The sequence below is a fragment of the Hafnia alvei genome, from assembly GCF_964063325.1.
In the GTDB taxonomy this organism is placed as follows: domain Bacteria; phylum Pseudomonadota; class Gammaproteobacteria; order Enterobacterales; family Enterobacteriaceae; genus Hafnia; species Hafnia alvei_B.
In genome coordinates, this window is sequence record NZ_OZ061316.1 from 69,996 (window position 1) to 86,695 (window position 16,700).

The 16,700-nt window shown below is 44.7% G+C and carries 16 protein-coding genes and 3 pseudogenes; 8 read left to right on the forward strand and 11 right to left on the reverse strand.

Going from position 1 to position 16,700, the window contains the following annotated elements; genetic code table 11:
- Positions 1-45: 45 nt before the first annotated feature.
- A complete protein-coding gene (locus tag AB3Y96_RS22850) occupies positions 46-789 on the reverse strand; it encodes a DUF1275 family protein (RefSeq protein WP_046450513.1) in 744 nt (247 codons plus the stop codon).
- Positions 790-1,552: 763 nt separating this feature from the next.
- Here AB3Y96_RS22850 and AB3Y96_RS22855 point away from each other — a divergent pair.
- Positions 1,553-2,296, forward strand: coding sequence for a tyrosine-type recombinase/integrase (locus AB3Y96_RS22855; RefSeq protein WP_040046659.1), 744 nt, complete (start codon positions 1,553-1,555; stop codon positions 2,294-2,296).
- Here AB3Y96_RS22855 and AB3Y96_RS22860 read toward each other — a convergent pair.
- From AB3Y96_RS22860 to AB3Y96_RS22875, 4 genes and pseudogenes are all read right to left on the reverse strand, one after another.
- Positions 2,293-2,895 (reverse strand): DUF2913 family protein, encoded by a 603-nt coding sequence (locus tag AB3Y96_RS22860; protein WP_072308041.1) that lies wholly within the window; start codon positions 2,893-2,895, stop codon positions 2,293-2,295. The genes AB3Y96_RS22855 and AB3Y96_RS22860 overlap by 4 nt on opposite strands.
- A gap of 169 nt (positions 2,896-3,064) precedes the next feature.
- Positions 3,065-3,356: pseudogene (locus AB3Y96_RS22865) on the reverse strand (Rpn family recombination-promoting nuclease/putative transposase); the annotation flags it as partial.
- A 100-nt stretch (positions 3,357-3,456) separates the two neighbouring features.
- Positions 3,457-4,434 (reverse strand): Rpn family recombination-promoting nuclease/putative transposase, encoded by a 978-nt coding sequence (locus tag AB3Y96_RS22870; protein WP_367300384.1) that lies wholly within the window; start codon positions 4,432-4,434, stop codon positions 3,457-3,459.
- Between the two features lie 354 nt (positions 4,435-4,788).
- Positions 4,789-5,520, reverse strand: a complete 732-nt coding sequence (locus tag AB3Y96_RS22875; RefSeq protein ID WP_227743354.1) for a replication initiation protein — start codon at positions 5,518-5,520, stop codon at positions 4,789-4,791.
- Positions 5,521-6,042: 522 nt separating this feature from the next.
- Here AB3Y96_RS22875 and sopA point away from each other — a divergent pair.
- The 3 genes from sopA to AB3Y96_RS22890 all read left to right on the forward strand — a co-directional run bounded on the left by sopA (position 6,043) and on the right by AB3Y96_RS22890 (position 8,537).
- Positions 6,043-7,209: a plasmid-partitioning protein SopA gene (gene sopA, locus AB3Y96_RS22880; protein WP_046450603.1), complete on the forward strand. Its 1,167-nt coding sequence runs from the start codon at positions 6,043-6,045 to the stop codon at positions 7,207-7,209.
- Positions 7,206-8,171, forward strand: coding sequence for a ParB/RepB/Spo0J family plasmid partition protein (locus AB3Y96_RS22885; protein WP_367300402.1), 966 nt, complete (start codon positions 7,206-7,208; stop codon positions 8,169-8,171). The genes sopA and AB3Y96_RS22885 overlap by 4 nt, the downstream gene beginning before the upstream one ends.
- A 156-nt stretch (positions 8,172-8,327) precedes the next feature.
- Positions 8,328-8,537, forward strand: coding sequence for a hypothetical protein (locus AB3Y96_RS22890; RefSeq protein WP_367300385.1), 210 nt, complete (start codon positions 8,328-8,330; stop codon positions 8,535-8,537).
- A 134-nt stretch (positions 8,538-8,671) separates the two neighbouring features.
- Here the strand turns inward: AB3Y96_RS22890 and AB3Y96_RS22895 are convergent.
- Together AB3Y96_RS22895 and AB3Y96_RS22900 are read right to left on the reverse strand one after the other, a co-directional pair.
- A pseudogene (locus tag AB3Y96_RS22895) lies at positions 8,672-9,388 on the reverse strand (DUF4113 domain-containing protein); the annotation flags it as partial.
- 157 nt (positions 9,389-9,545) lie between these two features.
- A complete protein-coding gene (locus tag AB3Y96_RS22900) occupies positions 9,546-10,751 on the reverse strand; it encodes an IS91 family transposase (RefSeq protein WP_367300386.1) in 1,206 nt (401 codons plus the stop codon).
- 410 nt (positions 10,752-11,161) lie between these two features.
- On the opposite strand from AB3Y96_RS22900, the gene AB3Y96_RS22905 reads away from it, so the two are divergent.
- The gene (locus AB3Y96_RS22905) at positions 11,162-11,497 is read left to right on the forward strand and encodes a colicin E1 family microcin immunity protein (RefSeq protein ID WP_367300387.1); all 336 of its coding nucleotides are present in this window, start codon (positions 11,162-11,164) and stop codon (positions 11,495-11,497) included.
- A gap of 16 nt (positions 11,498-11,513) precedes the next feature.
- Here the strand turns inward: AB3Y96_RS22905 and AB3Y96_RS22910 are convergent, their stop codons facing one another.
- Positions 11,514-12,590, reverse strand: coding sequence for a colicin-like pore-forming protein (locus AB3Y96_RS22910; RefSeq protein WP_367300388.1), 1,077 nt, complete (start codon positions 12,588-12,590; stop codon positions 11,514-11,516).
- A 170-nt stretch (positions 12,591-12,760) separates the two neighbouring features.
- Here AB3Y96_RS22910 and AB3Y96_RS22915 point away from each other — a divergent pair, with 170 nt between their 5' ends.
- A complete protein-coding gene (locus AB3Y96_RS22915) occupies positions 12,761-13,177 on the forward strand; it encodes an Exc2 family lipoprotein (protein ID WP_367300389.1) in 417 nt (138 codons plus the stop codon).
- A gap of 45 nt (positions 13,178-13,222) precedes the next feature.
- Entirely contained in the window at positions 13,223-13,486 is a 264-nt protein-coding gene (locus tag AB3Y96_RS22920) for a hypothetical protein (protein ID WP_367300390.1), read from the forward strand.
- 22 nt (positions 13,487-13,508) lie between these two features.
- On the opposite strand, the gene AB3Y96_RS22925 is transcribed toward AB3Y96_RS22920, so the two are convergent.
- Positions 13,509-14,450 (reverse strand): Rpn family recombination-promoting nuclease/putative transposase, encoded by a 942-nt coding sequence (locus AB3Y96_RS22925; protein WP_367300403.1) that lies wholly within the window; start codon positions 14,448-14,450, stop codon positions 13,509-13,511.
- A gap of 71 nt (positions 14,451-14,521) precedes the next feature.
- Here AB3Y96_RS22925 and AB3Y96_RS22930 point away from each other — a divergent pair.
- Positions 14,522-15,672 (forward strand): IS3 family transposase gene (locus tag AB3Y96_RS22930; protein WP_367300391.1). Its coding sequence is split into 2 segments (ribosomal slippage): positions 14,522-14,756 and positions 14,756-15,672, totalling 1,152 coding nucleotides; the frame shifts between segments, so codons are not numbered across the junction.
- 92 nt (positions 15,673-15,764) lie between these two features.
- Here AB3Y96_RS22930 and AB3Y96_RS22935 read toward each other — a convergent pair.
- Both AB3Y96_RS22935 and AB3Y96_RS22940 read right to left on the reverse strand, forming a co-directional pair.
- Entirely contained in the window at positions 15,765-16,064 is a 300-nt protein-coding gene (locus AB3Y96_RS22935) for a helix-turn-helix domain-containing protein (protein ID WP_367300392.1), read from the reverse strand.
- Positions 16,061-16,417 (reverse strand): annotated as a pseudogene (locus AB3Y96_RS22940) (type II toxin-antitoxin system RelE/ParE family toxin). Before AB3Y96_RS22940 ends, AB3Y96_RS22935 begins: the two are co-directional and overlap by 4 nt.
- Between the last annotated feature and the right edge of the window lie 283 nt (positions 16,418-16,700).

A 16,700-nucleotide genomic window follows, 5' to 3' on the forward strand; every position in this document is an offset into this window, starting at 1 on the left:
ATATTTTATTTATCACTATTAGTGGATATTTATGCCGAATAACTTTTATGTTTTCTTTAAATTACTGTGCTTTACCCAAACCCTAAATGTTATTAACAATAGAATGAAAAATGCCAGATATAATCCAAGGAAATCAAATTCTTGACTCAATTTGACGGTGATAAATGCTCCTAAAAAGAAATGGATAATGACCATAATGTAATGTCTTCCTTCATCAAGATCTTGTTTCCGTTGGGATATGTCATTCTTTTTGTTGCATGCCTTAATTATATGAGTGATCATCAAAATATAAACAGTCGTGACTACAGATGTAGTAGTTGGATAACTCGTCCCTCCACTTTTTATTATATAGTTTTGTATGTACATAAATACTAATCCAATAGTCACTAGTGGCATTACGGATGCATTTGGTGTTAAGTGTAGTAAGTTATTAGTATACATGTAATGACCTAGCTGCATGAATAATATAAGGAAAAAGCACGCAGTACTGAGGCCTATGGCATACCCATATAGAGGGCTACTTTTTTTAAAGGTATAACGGTCCGCAACAAATTGATGACCAGCACCTATTATCATCCATATAACAACGATGAGAATATGATATATAGATGAAAAATCAAATGAATTCTCAGCTAAGGAATTAATACCAAAAACCATATTTGATGTCATGTATCCAATAAGTGCTTTATAAAGGAATTTAAAACTAATGATTTCAATGCTGCCACCAATGAAACTCATCGCGTAATGGATTTCATGATTAACTGTTTTATATATGCTAATCTTATTCATTATTTTCTCGAAGTCATGGGATTATACTTATTTGAATTTATCATTATATATAGCTTAGTCAACTAATATAGCGAAAGGCTTTTTTTCAAAATATTTCAGTTCAATTTCATTTAATGTTTTAGTGAGCATAAAACAAAATAAAGAGAATATCATCAACAAAATAATAAAATAATCCAATTTTATTATTTAATACCAAAAATTTTAAATCCAGGGCTTACATTTAATTTCAAAGTGTCAAATTATATTTGATGCCTAGATATATTCGCTTAAGCACACTGTTTGCTGTTGATTGGCCACTTACGTCGTAATGTATCTTAACTTAACTTTTTCTCCATCATCTCTTACTGACTACTCACCTAGGTATCTCATTATCGGGTTATTCACATGCTTGCTCTTTGCACTACCTTGCTTTTATCTCACTGTTGGGTATTTCCGCCAGAATCCCCAAAGGCCATACGTAGCCTTGCAATTTGGCTGCAGGCCTTGCTGGCTGTGGGTTCGCAAACCTCATAGACTGCGTTAGCGCTGTTCTGGGCGTGCTACGGATATCGCTGCTGTTTTGTTTTTTACGCTTATTTCGTTTTTTCCCCAATCCTAGCACTGACCGATCACCGATTTATTCCCCTTCCCTGTTATCATCAAGCTCGGCAAAATAGTCACTAAGAAACTGTCTTTTGAATTTTGGCCACCTGCCAACGCGACACCATGGCAAGTATTGTGTGTTTTTTGTACCAAAATACACGAGATTGCGGAGATTAAAAAATTGAGCCTGATACCCCACAATCTAGAACAGATTTCACGTAGCGCGATCGGTTTGCCGGGTGACTATGCGCGCGCTGTTCGCTTACGTGAAATGGCCATCGCCGCCGATCTGGATGTGCCCCGCTATTTATTGGCGCCGGAAATTTCAGTGCTCCTTAGCTATCTTCCTGATTTGCGTCAGCGGGTATTGATTGAAACATTATGGAACACTGGTGCTCGGATCAACGAAGCATTGGCGCTCACGCCGAGTGACTTTTTTTTCAACGCGGATATGCCCTTCGTCAGACTGCGGACCTTGAAACAACGGGCTCCGCGAACTCGAGGACGTCCGACGAAAGAAGAACAGCAAGAAGTACCGTTTCGGGCGGTGCCTTTGCCCGATGAAGATTACGTTCGCCGACTGCAGGAATATTTTGCGACCTTTAGACTGCTGACGCGCCGAGCGACACCGATGTGGGATGTGGCCAGCCAAGAGACCCCCCGTAACTGGCTAAAAGCGGCGGTGGAAAGAGCAGAACGTGACGGCGTTACATTCTCAGTGCGGCCTATTACGCCACACACATTTAGGCACAGCTATGCCGTGCATCTGCTGATGAATGGCATACATATCAAACAGGTACAGGCATTAATGGGGCATAAGAGAATGGAGAACACGGAAGTGTATACGAAGATTTTTGCGCTCGATGTGACGCCTGATTTGAGTTTTTCGATGTCGCCGGCACAGGCCAAATTAATGTTGCGCTAGTCCGTCATACGAAGATGAAAAACGGAAAAGCCTTCATGCTCAGGTTGCTGTTGGGCGCGGAGGTGGCTCTGTTCTAATAGGGGGAAAATACCGGAGATATCCCCAGTGAATCGTACCGCGAGTGTTTTGATAAGTTTTCCATTCTCATCAAAAGAGGGCTGTAGATCCTCTTTGGGTGTATAGATTGCGCTGGCAGTATTAGAGCCCTTCCAATGCTGATCCCACTCTTTACGTGAGACCATAAAATCTAGCCAACCCATTGTTTTTAATGTCTCAACGAAGTACGTAAATCGAAATAAATCACTTTGGGCAGCTAATTCTTCAGCACTTGAACGGTATATATACTCTACTTTTTTGAGTAAGTTGGCCCCGAACCCATATTTTTTACCCTGAGCGAGCAGCCATATAATGTCTGGCGCAACGCTTTTTGGAAACAGCTTGCGCTTTTGGGCTGTTAGCAGCCATTGCATGACAAACACATGCTGCTCCAGCGATGAATGCGCTTTTCCTTCTTTTTGGGCTAGGCGTACTGATGTTAGAAGACACCAAGCCAGATGTGCTAATTCTGATGTGGGACGCGTGTGGTAAGGAACCGTCATATCAGTGCTTTGTGTTGAATGTAATGATGTGGAGAATATTAGCATAAGGATATAAACGTCGTGTAAATATAAGGGTTTATTTATATAAATCAGCCTATTGAGCATTCATCCATCTATTGGAGAGTCAGTATGGGGAAACAGAGTAGTGGCTTATTTGACGTCGAAGTGCTTAGTGGGGAATTTGTGCCAGCTGGTCTTCGGAAAGGCCGGTCATTTTCATAACGGTATTACGATCGAGACCGTTTTGCAGCATAGTACGAGCTATTTTAGGGTGGCTTCACGCTCACCTTTTTCAATACCGCGTTGTTCACCGAGTTGGATACCTTTCTCTATACCCTGCTCAATACCTTTTTCGATACCTTTTTCGATACCTTTTTGTTCAAGCTGTTGTGCGATGGTCATGAGTGCGTCTCCATGTTGTGGTACACGCTGTGCCTGTCGCGAAAAAAGGCTTCGGTGTCTCTATATACAAGCGATACAACCTGTGTGAATCGACGGAGGTATGAATGGTGATAACGCCAAGAAAAGAGAACGACTAGCGAACGCTAGTCGTTAAAATATTTAGTGACGGATCTGAGACAGATCATCCTCGGAAAGGCCGGTCATTTTCATAACCGTATTAAGGTCAAGACCGTTTTGCAGCATGGTACGGGCTATTTTTAGGGTGGCTTCACGCTCACCTTTTTCAATACCGCGTTGTTCACCGAGTTGGATACCTTTCTCTATACCCTGCTCAATACCTTGCTCGATACCTTTTTCGATACCTTTTTCGATACCTTTTTGTTCAAGCTGTTGTGCGATGGTCATGAGTGCGTCTCCGTGTTGCGGCACACGCTGTGCCAGTTCGCGAACAAAGGCTTCGGCGTCTGAAGCATTGCCTGCCTGTAATATATAGTGTACCAGCGATACCACCTGTGTTGAAGAGAGATATCCTGCTAACAGAGTTGTAGCCAGTTTGTCGATTAACTCCGCAAGATCCCGCTGATGGATATGTTTTTGCAGTAATGTCAGTGCGGCCATACGACGATGGTCAATAATCTCATCATCAGGAATAACAGTGACATCAACCAGTGGGAAAGCGGTGCTATAAAGTTTTGTTGCAAGCTCAGGGTTATCAAATTCATCCAGCCAACGAGTGGAGTACGGGTAAGGGCTACGCTTACCGACATAAAACAGCACGGGTATCACCAGCGGCAACTTTTTATGGCCTGCTTCAAGGTGGCGTTGCATAGCCGCGACAGAGTAACGCAATAACCTGAACGCCATATGTTTATCTGGTGATGACTGATGCTCAATCAACACATGCACATAGCCATCCCCTTCCATCGTTTTCACACTATAGAGCACGTCGCTGAAATACTGACGAAGATCATCCTCGACAAAAGAACCAGATTCCAACTTCAGCGTACTGAGGTCACAGATGGCCCGTAGCTCAGTGGGAAGGTGCAACTCCATAAAATCACGGGCAATATCAGGTTGTGCGAGAAATTGCCTGAATGTCGCATCATGAGGCGTTGGGGTCGTGCTTTTCTTTTTCATCGTTTCTGACTCTGAGAATGACGCCTGTATTTTACCATAAAGGCAGATGATGTCCTTTATCCCTCATACAAGCATGATGAGTTAACCTATGCGTTTTGCTTTCTCTTCTCTCAAGTTTAAAGGGAGAAGGTATGGGAAATAGCCCAACTTTGCCTATTCTTATCAAGAACAATAATCAGGGATTTTGGGGTAAGTTTGCGAGAATAGGATATGGAACGATCGAGCAACTTTTCAGCTAGTAACATCAGAAGCTATGACTAAATTAAAAACGGGGAATCTCTAGATGCCATTTTTTGTAAGCAGACTGCTGAGCCGAAGAGGACATAAAGAAAGAGTGTGGGAAACAGGCCAACTTTAGCCGTTCCTGTCAACAATAGTGAAAATCAGTTTTCCATCTTCATTTTGTGTCATAGCTGCTTTTAACGGTGTGTTTTCGTTGATTTTCTTCAGCGCAGGGTTGAGGAATGTTCGCTTCATTTCTGCAAAATTGTTGCGCTGAGATTCTGGGAGAAGGAATCTATCGGACAACCAATCTGGTGTTGTGATCCAAATACCAGATGAGCGGAATTGGCATAGACTTTCATATAAACGAATAACCCTTACACTATTGATTTTTCCGCAGTCATAAAGCGAATAAGTCGTGAACTGGCTCGTTAACCCCATCAAATAAGGCATGACTTTATAGTTAAATTCAATTTGCCATTTTCCCCTTCCCCGCTTCAACCCAGCTTCAGCCAACCATGGTCGTTTAACCTCTTCGAATTCACCTTCGCGAGGATAGAAAGTCACATTGCTGTCTGCTAGAGCACTTACACCTTTTTTAACGTCAGTGGAGGCGGTATCAACGCCAACCTTAAAAAATTTTTGGTAATCAGCCACCGTGATTGTGAATAACGGTGAAACAGATTCCGGCTCATCTTTTAAGTGGTAGCACTGCATCAAGCAAAGCCAAAGGACGCGCTTAGCTTGCAGAGGCAGGTAATACGCAGCTTCAGTCAATTCATTTGACTGACTGATATTTATCGGTTTTTTAGCAAGACGAGTGTTTTCAGTCATCGGCGTATGGGGTGAATTTGTAGTACCCATATACTGGCATGCCTTGTCGCTAGCGACAAGCAAAATGAAAGGTTATCCACTGCAGATTCAGAAAAATCAAACTTGGGGTATTTCCCATAGTAACTTGGGGCATTACCCATAATTACTTTGTGTATTACCCACATAAACTTGTGCTATCTCCCATATGTACTAGGTGTGTTTCCCATAGATAAAGCCTGTAAGCCCAGTAGGGACGCGCCTCGCAGGCTTCCTAAAAAGCTTTAAAAAGAGAAAAAGATTAAAAATGTTATAAAAACAAGATTGTGGATAAGTGGATAACCTTAGGCAAATAAACTTGGGGTATTTCCCATAGTGGCCATATCGGCAAAAATGTGAACGTGCCCAGTTGAGCATCGAGACTTTTACGCTTCCTCGCCGGCTCGCTCGCAACGCTCGGTCACTGGCTGCGGCGAGCGTTGATATTCAATTTCAATATATTTGCGTTATTTAAGTTGTTTTGCGTGTTTTTTGGTGTTTTACTATAAAAACGCAAATAACATAGAGATAATACTTATGGATCTAAAGTCAACTCTTGACCGCTGTATTGAGCGTGGGCAGTTCATGACTCAAGAAATTGCTAAATCGCAGTTTGGTAATGACAGCCCTGCCGCTCGAACAATTACTCGGCGCTGGCGTATTACTGAAGCTGCTGAACTTGTCGGAGTGACACCTCAAACGATCCGTAACTATGAAGACTCAGGCAAACTGCCGCCTCCTGAGACAGCTATGATTGGCCGTGTTGAGCAACGAACTGGGTATTCCATTCAGCAAATTAATGATATGCGGGATGTGTTTAAAACAAGATTATCCAAACCAGAAGGCGAAAACCCTGTTGTTCTTGCGATTGCAGCTCATAAAGGTGGTGCATACAAGACATCAACGTCTGTTCACATTGCTCAATGGATGGCGTTGCAAGGGCTGCGAGTTTTATTGATTGATGCGACCGATCCCCAAGCGACGGCCTCCTTATATCATGGCTATGTTCCAGACTTGCATATACATGAAGAAGACACTTTATTGCCTTATTACCTTGGACAACGAGATGATGCTGCCTATGCGATAAAGCCAACTTGTTGGCCAAATCTTGAAATCATACCGTCTTGTCTTGCTGTGCATCGTATTGAATCGGAAATTTATAGCTTGCACGACCAGGGGAAATTACCTGTCGCTCCTCATCTTTTATTACGAGCGGCCATTGAGTCAGTCTGGGATAGCTATGATGTTGTGGTGTTAGACAGTGCACCAAATTTAGGAATCGGAACTATCAATGTTGTGTGCGCTGCTGACGTTATCGTAGTGCCTACTCCGGCGGAACTTTATGACTATGTTTCCACGTTACAATTTTTCACCATGCTTAGAGATTTAATGTCGAATATTGATCTCAATGGTTTTGAGCCTGATGTACGCGTTTTAATTACTAAATTTAGTAATGCGATCGGTAGTCAGTCCCAATGGATGGACGATCAGATAAGGAATGCATGGGGAGGAATGGTGCTGAAAGAAGTTGTACGCGTGACGGACGAAGTCGGGAAAGGCCAAGTACGAATGCGTACTGTATTTGAACAGGCCGCTAACCAGCGATCAACACCCGCGGCGTGGCGTAATGCGGTTTCTATTTGGGAGCCTGTTTGCGCAGAAATTTTCAACCGGTTAGTTAAACCTCGTTGGGAGAATGCATAATGAAAAGGCAGCCCGTATTACGCAACGCACCTTCTATAAATTTTGATGATGCTAAACCGGCGATCGGCAATGTAGAATCTCCGGTATCTGCCCCAGCCGTTAGTCAGCTTGCTTCTCGAGTGAGTGGCATGAAAGGCAATACGATAGTATTGCCGGTAGCGGGTAAGGATGTCACGTTCGCGCTGAAAATTGTTTCTGCTTCTGATGTTGAAGACAAGACTACCGTTTTTGGTGGGAATGAACGTAATCAAGCATTGTTATGTGAATCATCATTAGACGACCTGATCCCTTCATTTTTAACAGCCGGTCAGCAGATCCCCGCGTTTGCCCGCGAGCATAACGGCAATATTGAGGTGGCTGATGGAAGTCGTCGTCGTAAGGCTGCAATACTTACAGGAAGCGACTATAAAGTTTTAGTCGGTAACCTTACAGATGAACAAATGTTATGGTTATCTCAAATTGCTAATGATTATCGCCCAACGAGTGCTTATGAACGCGGTCTGCGTTACGCTCAACGGCTAACATCTGAATATGAAGGTAATATTAGTAAGTTGGCTGAGGCTGAGCATATCTCACGCAAAATTATTCAGCGTTGTATTAAAACAGCTGATCTGCCACTTAAAACTATTCAGCTGTTTGCGAATCCGAATGAGTTGAGTGCACGCAGTGGCGAAGCATTAAATAGAGCTTATGAGAAGAACATTGATGCGCTGAAGTTGGTTACTCATAAGCTTATGAAGCAAAAACAGGAAGGTCGTCAGTTTACTACGGAAGAATTGATCGCCGCGTTGATGCCTGAGAGAAAACAGTCAGAGAAAATTCACAAAAAGAACTTTGGCAAAAATATAGAAGCGAAATATTCAAAAGACAGTGTATCTTTCCATCTCAAATCTGCACCAGAGCCTTTGGTTAAACAAATTGAAGCGCTCTTGTATACCTATGCGAAAGAAGATTCTTTGTAGTGCCTGAATGAGATCAAAATAAGGCGGGATATGCGTCCGCCTTTGCTCAGTACATGTCTATTGTTTCTAGCCCATCCTTCATATATCCCCTCCCCTTTCCAAATCTGGGCTATGGTCCAAACCTCTCATGTTGGCATTGGATATTCAAGTGGGACCGTGGTCCCAATCACCGACATCGGCGTTGAATATTTAAGTGGGACCGTGGTCCCAATCACCGACATCGGCGTTGAATATTTAAGTGGGACCGTGGTCCCAATCACCGACATCGGCGTTGAATATTTAAGTGGGACCGTGGTCCCAATCACCGACATCGGCGTTGAATATTTAAGTGGGACCGTGGTCCCAATCACCGAGATACCAACTTAACCTGCAAGTTAATATTGAAACTGAAACCGCTTTGTTTGAGGTAAGGAGGGCACATAAAAGTATGTCAAAGATGATTTCGGACCTAAACAATGATGTGGTAGCTATACTGAAAGGCAACAAAGGTTGATGAGTTCTTATCGAATTAAAGCTAACGGTAGCTCGGACCACTTTGTTGTATATGAGGGTGAAAGTAATTCCCGCTTCATCCTCCAGCCTTTCTCAATACCCTGTCCGCCAAACCATATTTTTCCGACACCTGTGCTATTAATGCGATCGACAACTTTCATCAGTTGTCCACCGTTCGCGCGCGGCAGCGTCTCATCAAACATGTCTATCTGGCCTGGACGACTGCAGAAATCATTGAGCATGATGCCCGCCTTTTGATAGCGATATCCATCCCGCCAGATTTGAGACAGCGCTTTCATCGCTGCAGCGACAATATCGCGCGTATCCTGTGTTGCCAACATCATGACCTGATTGGCACTGTTGCCGTACTGCGGCTCGTTGGCATACGGGCTGGTACGCAGAAACATGCTAACGTGGCGGCAATACTGCTTTTCCTCACGCAGCTTCTCAGCAGCACGTTCGGCGTACTGACATACCGCTTGTTTCATGTCCTGCAGCTGCGTGATGCGATCTCCAAAACTACGGCTGCAGATGATTTGCTGTTTTGCCGGCAGCGCCTCAATCGATATACACGGTATACCGTTTAACTCTCGAATGGTTCTCTCAACAACGACGCCAAAGGTTTTTTTCATCAACTGCAAGTTAGCGTCAGCCAGCTGCAGGACTATTTCAATGCCCATCATGCGAAGTTTTGCTGACAGCTTGCGGCCGCTCCCCCACACCTCGATGGTTAGGAAACTGAAAGTTGTTTTTACCCTGTTTTCCGGGCGTTAGCTTCTTATGCTGATGAGCGATCCTCTGTTTTATCCGGCTGCGGTTGTATAAATTCACAGTGCTTCGGTGGTTTATTATTCAATTTTATGAATTTTAAGCAGATCTTCCCTATGCCGCCTGTTGTAACCATCGTCGTTTCTTAAATTCCTGACGCCGCATCTCCAGTAATTTGTCTGCCCTGATACCCGCTTCCGCACAGTTGAAGACCATTCTGCTGCCACACAGCACACACTGGTACGGATCTATCCGGGTAAACTGCTTCATCAAAGACGCAAAGCCTGGTTTTGGCGGTTTCTCCTTCTCCTTTATGTCCAGTGCCGCATACACCTCCGACAGTAAAGTCCCCCGTTTCCGGTTGGCCAGAAAGCCGTAATACCGCACCATTTTAAAATGTCGTGAGGGGATATGGCTGATATAGCGCATCAGCATCTCCTCCTGGCTCAGATATTGGATTTTATGCTGACCTGTCCGGTGGTCATAGTAATGATGAACCACTGTCCCGCCACTGTAGTGGCGTAATTTGGAGGCTGCAACAGGTGGCCGTTTCAGGTAACGGCCGAGATAATTGACGTTTTGCCGTGCGTGCTTTGTCTTCTTGGCAAAGTGAATTTTCCATCGCCGCTGATATTGTGATTCTAAAAACAGGCACCATTCCCTGTAGTCGCGGATATGCCTGTAGCCTGCGGCGGCTAAATCCAGCGAAGCATAGTGCTGACGAAGCAGGGCAATGACAGCCTGACGCCAGTAACGCTCAGCCACCTTTTTTTTAAAGAAAACTGAGCGCCAGACGCCGTGTTTGCGGCATAACCCGCCACGGGTGACGGATAAATGGATATGCGGATGCTGGTTAAGCTGGCGTCCGTAAGTGTGCAGGGCGGCAAATAGCCCGATTTCAATGCCCATTTTTTCCGCCCATTTCAGGAGGGTATAGGCAGCACAAGCAAACAACTGATTGAGTAACGGCCAGTTAAGATTAAACGCCGGCCAGAGTTTATCGGGCAAGGTAAAGGTGATGTGCTGCCATTCGCAGTCGGGGAGGATGTGTTGCTGCTCTGCTATCCATTGCTCGGTGGCTTTCATGCCGCAGGCGCTGCAGCCTTTACTTTTGCAGCTCTGACAGAAATATTTGGTGTGGGTGCAGTGAGCAGACTCACAGCAATAACGGCGTATCCCCATGGCACCGGTGCCGCAGGCAAGCATGCGCTCAATGACCAGTTTGGTCCATTCGGGGATAGTATGACCGCGATTGATGAGAAGACGATCCCAGCCGTCATCAATCTGAAAGAGGAGTTTTGCGGGGCGAGGAATATACATGCACCGGATTATAACGGGAGATGGTTACTGAAAACAGCCATTGACTTACAGAGTCTTAGCTCCGCCGCAGGCGGCTATTGTTCTTTAGCATTTGATGATGATGGTTGGCAGGTTAATCCACTGATGGCACGTCTAAGTGGTCGTGTGGCTGACCTTGAAGGACTGCTAAATCTTTGTGGTTGGCAGGCGGAAACAGTGTGTGATATTTCCCTGCCTCATCAGTATGTGTTGATGGTCAGGCGGGGAGAAAAGAGTGGTAAATTGAATAATTAATAGTCAAAATAATGTCATTACATGGAAACCTTCAGCGGTTCGTCGTCGTTAGTGGTGATAGACAACTTGAAAGTTGGACGTTTCTCTGATGTTGATACCGTTATTAAGCCAATTACGAAAATTTCGCGGGGGATTTTGTGACAAAAAAATATTATATAAATAATATGTTTTGGGGATACTTTATGGCTGCTTGTATTCTTTACGCCAGTTATGGAGATGATGAGCCTAAAATGATTGCACTAAGAATCTTTGGTTTGGCTAGTGCTATTCTATTTCCTGTCTCTCGGTTTCTAATAGAGAAAGCAGCGCTTAGATATACGAAAAAAGAATTTTGGGAAACAGGTTTTTTTAAGGATGGTGTGCCAAAAACATATTTAATGACTTTGTATTTTATTTTTATTTTTATGACATCAATTCCTATTTGTGTTCTTTCTGTTTTTTTTGAAATAAAAAAATTGACCGCTAAAATATAGCGGTCATACAATCAAATTAAAGCCCAATGAACTTATTTGCCTCGTCAACTATTGTCTCGTTAACTAACGCCCCAACCCCAGCCATAATCAAACCATAACCTAAAATACCTATAGGCCCACCCAATACAGCACTGAATGCTAAGGCGGTAACATGGGTTGCAGCTAGCCCTACTGCAATAGCTTCAGTTTTAACATAAAGAGATCTCCAATTATCAGTTTTCACTGCTTTGTATAATTCCGTAAACCAATCAGTTATATCGATAGCTGGGCCAACCCAACCTAGTCCTTTGCTGAACTTGGCTATATTTTTTGCGGCTTTTCCTACATCCATAGACTCCAAAGCCTTGGCGATAGCTTCGCGATCTTTCGCATTGATTTTTTTGTTAATGTTAGCCTTGTGTTTTTCATAAGATTTCAATGCATCTTCTACATTGCGGATCTTTTTACCTTTAGCTTGATCAGCTAATAACTTAGCGAGCTTCTCGGCTTTTTCTCCGTAAACCTTAAAAACCTCTTTATAGAAATCTGCAGTAAATTTAACAGCGTCCTTAACTGCTTCTTTTTCATTGTTAATGGCATCCCTAACCTGTTTTTCCGCGGTTCCTTTATTATATTTAAAACTTTTAAGCGGGCTCCAACGAGTATCATCACTAGGTTCATAATTAACATACGCGGTATCAATGAGCTTACCCGTACCATCAAAAGTCAATTTGTAAACATGACCTTGAACATGAGTAATATAAGAGTGCCATGCTGAGTTTTCTGATTTAACCTCAATAACGGTCCATTTTGGAGGGTTTAACTGCCAGCTAGCATCTCCAATAGGTGGGAATCCTCCCGTGTTAGGATATTTACCCGTGTTATATTCTGGGATGGCAACTGAGCCCCCGCCGTTACCATGACCAGAACCACCACCCCAGTTGATACCAGCTCCCCCTTGACCTACTTCCTGTCCACCGGTGATTGTAATATGTGGATGGTTGTCCCAATATCCACCACCAGAATCAGGTCCACCTTTTCCTGACGTTCCATTAATGCTGCCGCCGGAATCATGTGCCCCACTGTTGTGGTCTTTACCGTCTCCACCGCTCATAGTCTTTTCCTCTTTGACTGAACTTAATTAAATAACTGTATATAAACACATTGGTATATATACAGTTATCGAGCATATTGTAAGCAGGTGGTATCGTCAATACAATTTGTGTGGTAATTTTATATACAGTGCAAAAGAGTAATAAAATGATTTAATATCAAGGATTTAACTTGAAACGTAGCTTTTTTATTCTCGCAGGTGGCTTCCTAACTCTCATGTTAGTGCTTGGTGGCTGTACCTCTACGCTTTCGAGCCCGGAACGACATGCTAAACATTTTGTTTATGCGTCAAATAGTGACTCTGACCCTAACTTTCGTACTCGGATGCAGGAGAGTGTCAGGACGTCTGTTCCCTTCTTTGAGCAGATTTACCAGCTAGGACAGAAAGACAACGCGGCGGGCATCAATCACGACCAAGCGAAGAAGCGGGCTGAGTATTTCTATGGGGATGATTTTTTGGATGGTATTCAACGGAAGGAAGACTTTGCCGGCAAATCTTATAGTCAATTACAAACGCAGAAATGGCGTATGTTGATGTCTCAGGAGGCCGCAGGTGCCTACATGGACGGCTATAATGGCGTGAAGTAAGCATTATCACCCATAGAAAATGGTATCAACGTGGAGGACGTATCAATGTCGCGTCGTGGTTTACGTTTATCGCAGCTGCCGCCGGTACGTTCGGTAAAGCCAAAGCCGGCCAAAACATCCGCGCAGCTCATGGCGGAAGATACGCTGCGTGAGTTAATCGCTGCCCGTTTTGCCGTGGGCAAGCCGGTTATCCACATTGATGCAAACTGGAATGATGCGCTACTATTGCGGGTGATGAAAGAAGCGATACGCCAAGCAAAAGGCCAGCCGTTTGTGGTAGTACCACCACTGGAGAAAGAGAACGACTAGCGAGCGCTAGTCGTTTAAAAGCTTAGTGGCGGATTTGCGCCAAATCGTCTTCAGAAAGGCCGGTGGCTTCTTGGACAGACTCAATTGGCATGCCCATTTTTAAAAGGCTACGTGCCACTTCGAGTTTGCCTTTCTGTTCACCGAGTTGAATTCCTTCCGTACGGCCTTCCATACGACCTTTTTCGATGCCCTTCTCGATGCCTTTCTGTTCAAGCTGTTGTGCGATGGTCATGAGTGCGTCTCCATGCTGCGGCACACGCTGTGCCAGTTCGCGAACAAAGGCTTCGGAGTCAGCAGACTCACCAGCCTGTAATAAATAGTGTATCAGCGCCATCACCTGCGGTGAAGAGAGATAGTCTGCCATCAGCAATGTGGCCAGTCTGTCCGTCAAGGTGGCGATATCACGTTGATGAATGTGCTTTTGCAGCAGCGTCAGTGCCGCCATGCTGCGGTGCTCCATAATATCATCGTCGGGAATAACCGTCACATCAACCAGTGGAAACGCACCGCTATAGAGTTTATGTGCCAACTCAGGGTCGTCAAACTCATCTAACCACCGCGTGGAGTACGGATAAGGACTGCGTTTACCCACGTAAAAGAGCACCGGTATTACCAGCGGCAGCTTCGTATGACCCGCTTCGAGATGGCGCTGCATAGCGGCGACCGCATAACGAATTAAGCGAAAAGCCATATGCTTATCGGGTGAGCTTTGATGTTCGATCAACACATGAACATAACCCTCGCCCTCCACGGTATCGAGGCTATAAAGCACATCACTAAAGTACTGACGCAAATCATCTTCAACAAAGGAGCCTGACTCCAGCTTTAACGTGCTGAGATCGCAGATTGCCCGAAGCTCTGCAGGAAGGTGTAATTCCATGAAGTCACGTGCAATTTCTGGCTGGGTGAGAAACTGCCTAAATGTGGCATCATGGGGCGTGGGTGTACTGTTTTTCTTCTTCATCAGTTCTGAATAGACCCGGGTTTCGTAGACACTTTTTTGCCTCATAATGGAGGCCTAATGAAGTAGTGTTTATGTCAGTCAAAACGTTCACTGAAGAATTCAAAATTGAAGCTGTAAAACAGATCACTGAGCAGGGGTACCCTGTATCTGAGGTCTCCTCTCGACTTGGTGTATCCACTAATAGTCTTTACGCCTGGGTTAAGCGCTACCAGAAGCCCGAGCCGCAGCGTAAGCAGGACGATGCACTTCAGCATGAAGTAAAGCGCCTCAGGCAAGAACTTAAGCGAGTAACTGAAGAGCGGGATATCTTAAAAAAGGCCGCCGCGTACTTTGCAAGAACGTCAGGCTGAAGTACGCCTTCATTAAAAAAATGTCGTCCTTTTATGCTGTACGCCGGTTATGCCTGGTTCTTGGCCTCCATCACAGCGGTTATTACCAGTGGCTAAAGCGGCCTAAATCTTTGCGTACCCGGCAAGATGAACGGCAAACAGGCTTGATTAAACAACTGTGGCTTGAAAGCGGTACGGTTTACGGCTATCGAAAAATCTGGCTCGATATGAAAGATCTGGGTGAATGCGTCGGACGTAACAGGATCGCGCGCCTGATGAGGCTCGCTGAACTAGCATCTCAGACTGGATACCGAAAACGACGCTATTACGGTGGCGGAAAGCCTTCTTTTGCCAGTCCAAATTACCTTGAACGCCAGTTCGTTGTCCCAACCCCAAATACGCATTGGGTGAGTGACATGACTTATATAAGGACGCATGAGGGTTGGCTGTATCTGGCTGTTGTTCTTGATCTCTTCTCACGCAGGGTTATCGGCTGGAGCATGGGCGGACGAATGACCGCTGAGTTAGTAATGGATGCATTATTGATGGCGGTATGGCGACGTAAACCAATGGCAGAAGTATTAATCCATTCAGATCAGGGCTCTCAATATACGAGCGAAAGATGTCAGCATTTTATGACAGCTCACAATTTAAAAAGCAGCATGAGTCGTCGGGGTAATTGCCATGACAACGCAGTGGCAGAAAGCTTTTTCCAGTTGCTAAAACGGGAACGCATAAAGAAACGGATCTATAAAAATAGGGAAGAAGCGAAGGCGGATATCTTCGATTATGTCGAGATGTTTTATAATGCTAAACGCCGCCACAGTGCCTGTGAGGATCAACCCCCTGCAGTTTATGAAAGTGCCTGGTTCATGAGGCACGGAACAGTCTAGGAAACTAGGGTCTATTCATTCGTATATCGGGGGGAGTTTAGAGAACGGAAATTATTGCTCGGTTAGAGCATTATTTGGGATGCTAATCCAAATTAGATGTGGAACGCCACACGTTTACCGCTTGGTAATGTCACATCGAGACTGAGTTCTCCGCCCAGCGCGGCTACATAGCGTTTTAGCGTCGAAAGGCGCGGATCATTGTCTGGCTGTTCCATCTTAGCTAAAGACGGCTGTTTGATGCCCATCGCCATTGCTAGCTCCGTCTGTGACACATTGAGTTCTGCACGTAGTTGAGACAAACCAACCTCGCGGCGCAGTTCTTCAACGCGCTCAGCTACCTGAGCTTGTACTGCTGGGGTTTCTTTCGCGAGTAATTCTCTATAGCTACTCATTTTCCGCTCTCCTGTTTAGCTAGGTGTTTTCTGTATTCAGTATCAGCAAGTTGGATCATGTCTCTGTAGAACCGCTTTTCTTTCAGTCCTGTTTTATCACCGGCACACAAAACAATGGCGTGACGAGCTGGATCGAAAGCGAAAAAGGCTCTTATTGGATTTCCCGCATACTGGATACGCAATTCTTTCATGTTCGGAAAATCAGATCCGTTCAGGGTGTCAACGTGCGGGCGTCCCAACTGCGGCCCAATTTCTTCAAGAATGCCCATCGCAGCATATATTGCTGTTCTTAGTTCATCGCTTTGTTTGAGAAATCACTCATCAAAACAATCTGTTGTTAATACTTCCCACATATCCATATAGCTTATAAGCTATGAATAATATAGCCTATTGGCTATAATTTCAATATACATAGCCTGATTTGGTCGATTTAAGCACTTTTTAACATAATGACCATTTAGCGCCCTACCTTTACAACTGTAGCAAATGTATTTGGTGTGGGCGCTGGGGTGAAGCGCAGGAGTATCGGCGTAATCTCATGGCAGGGGTACCGCAGACTAGCATGCGCTCGACGACCAGTTGAGTCCATTCAGGGATGGCGTCACCGTATTTAGTGAGTAGTTTTCCCCAGCCATC

Excerpts from the sequence above, each read along its gene's own strand:
- AB3Y96_RS22850 (WP_046450513.1), bottom strand. The coding sequence starts at position 789 with ATGAATAAGATTAGCATATATAAAACAGTTAATCATGAAATCCATTAC.
- AB3Y96_RS22860 (WP_072308041.1), bottom strand. The coding sequence starts at position 2,895 with ATGACGGTTCCTTACCACACGCGTCCCACATCAGAATTAGCACATCTG.
- AB3Y96_RS22870 (WP_367300384.1), bottom strand. The coding sequence starts at position 4,434 with ATGAAAAAGAAAAGCACGACCCCAACGCCTCATGATGCGACATTCAGG.
- AB3Y96_RS22875 (WP_227743354.1), bottom strand. The coding sequence starts at position 5,520 with ATGGGTACTACAAATTCACCCCATACGCCGATGACTGAAAACACTCGT.
- sopA (WP_046450603.1), top strand. The coding sequence starts at position 6,043 with ATGGATCTAAAGTCAACTCTTGACCGCTGTATTGAGCGTGGGCAGTTC.
- AB3Y96_RS22900 (WP_367300386.1), bottom strand. The coding sequence starts at position 10,751 with ATGTATATTCCTCGCCCCGCAAAACTCCTCTTTCAGATTGATGACGGC.
- AB3Y96_RS22910 (WP_367300388.1), bottom strand. The coding sequence starts at position 12,590 with ATGAGCGGTGGAGACGGTAAAGACCACAACAGTGGGGCACATGATTCC.
- AB3Y96_RS22920 (WP_367300390.1), top strand. The coding sequence starts at position 13,223 with ATGTCGCGTCGTGGTTTACGTTTATCGCAGCTGCCGCCGGTACGTTCG.
- AB3Y96_RS22925 (WP_367300403.1), bottom strand. The coding sequence starts at position 14,450 with ATGAAGAAGAAAAACAGTACACCCACGCCCCATGATGCCACATTTAGG.
- AB3Y96_RS22935 (WP_367300392.1), bottom strand. The coding sequence starts at position 16,064 with ATGAGTAGCTATAGAGAATTACTCGCGAAAGAAACCCCAGCAGTACAA.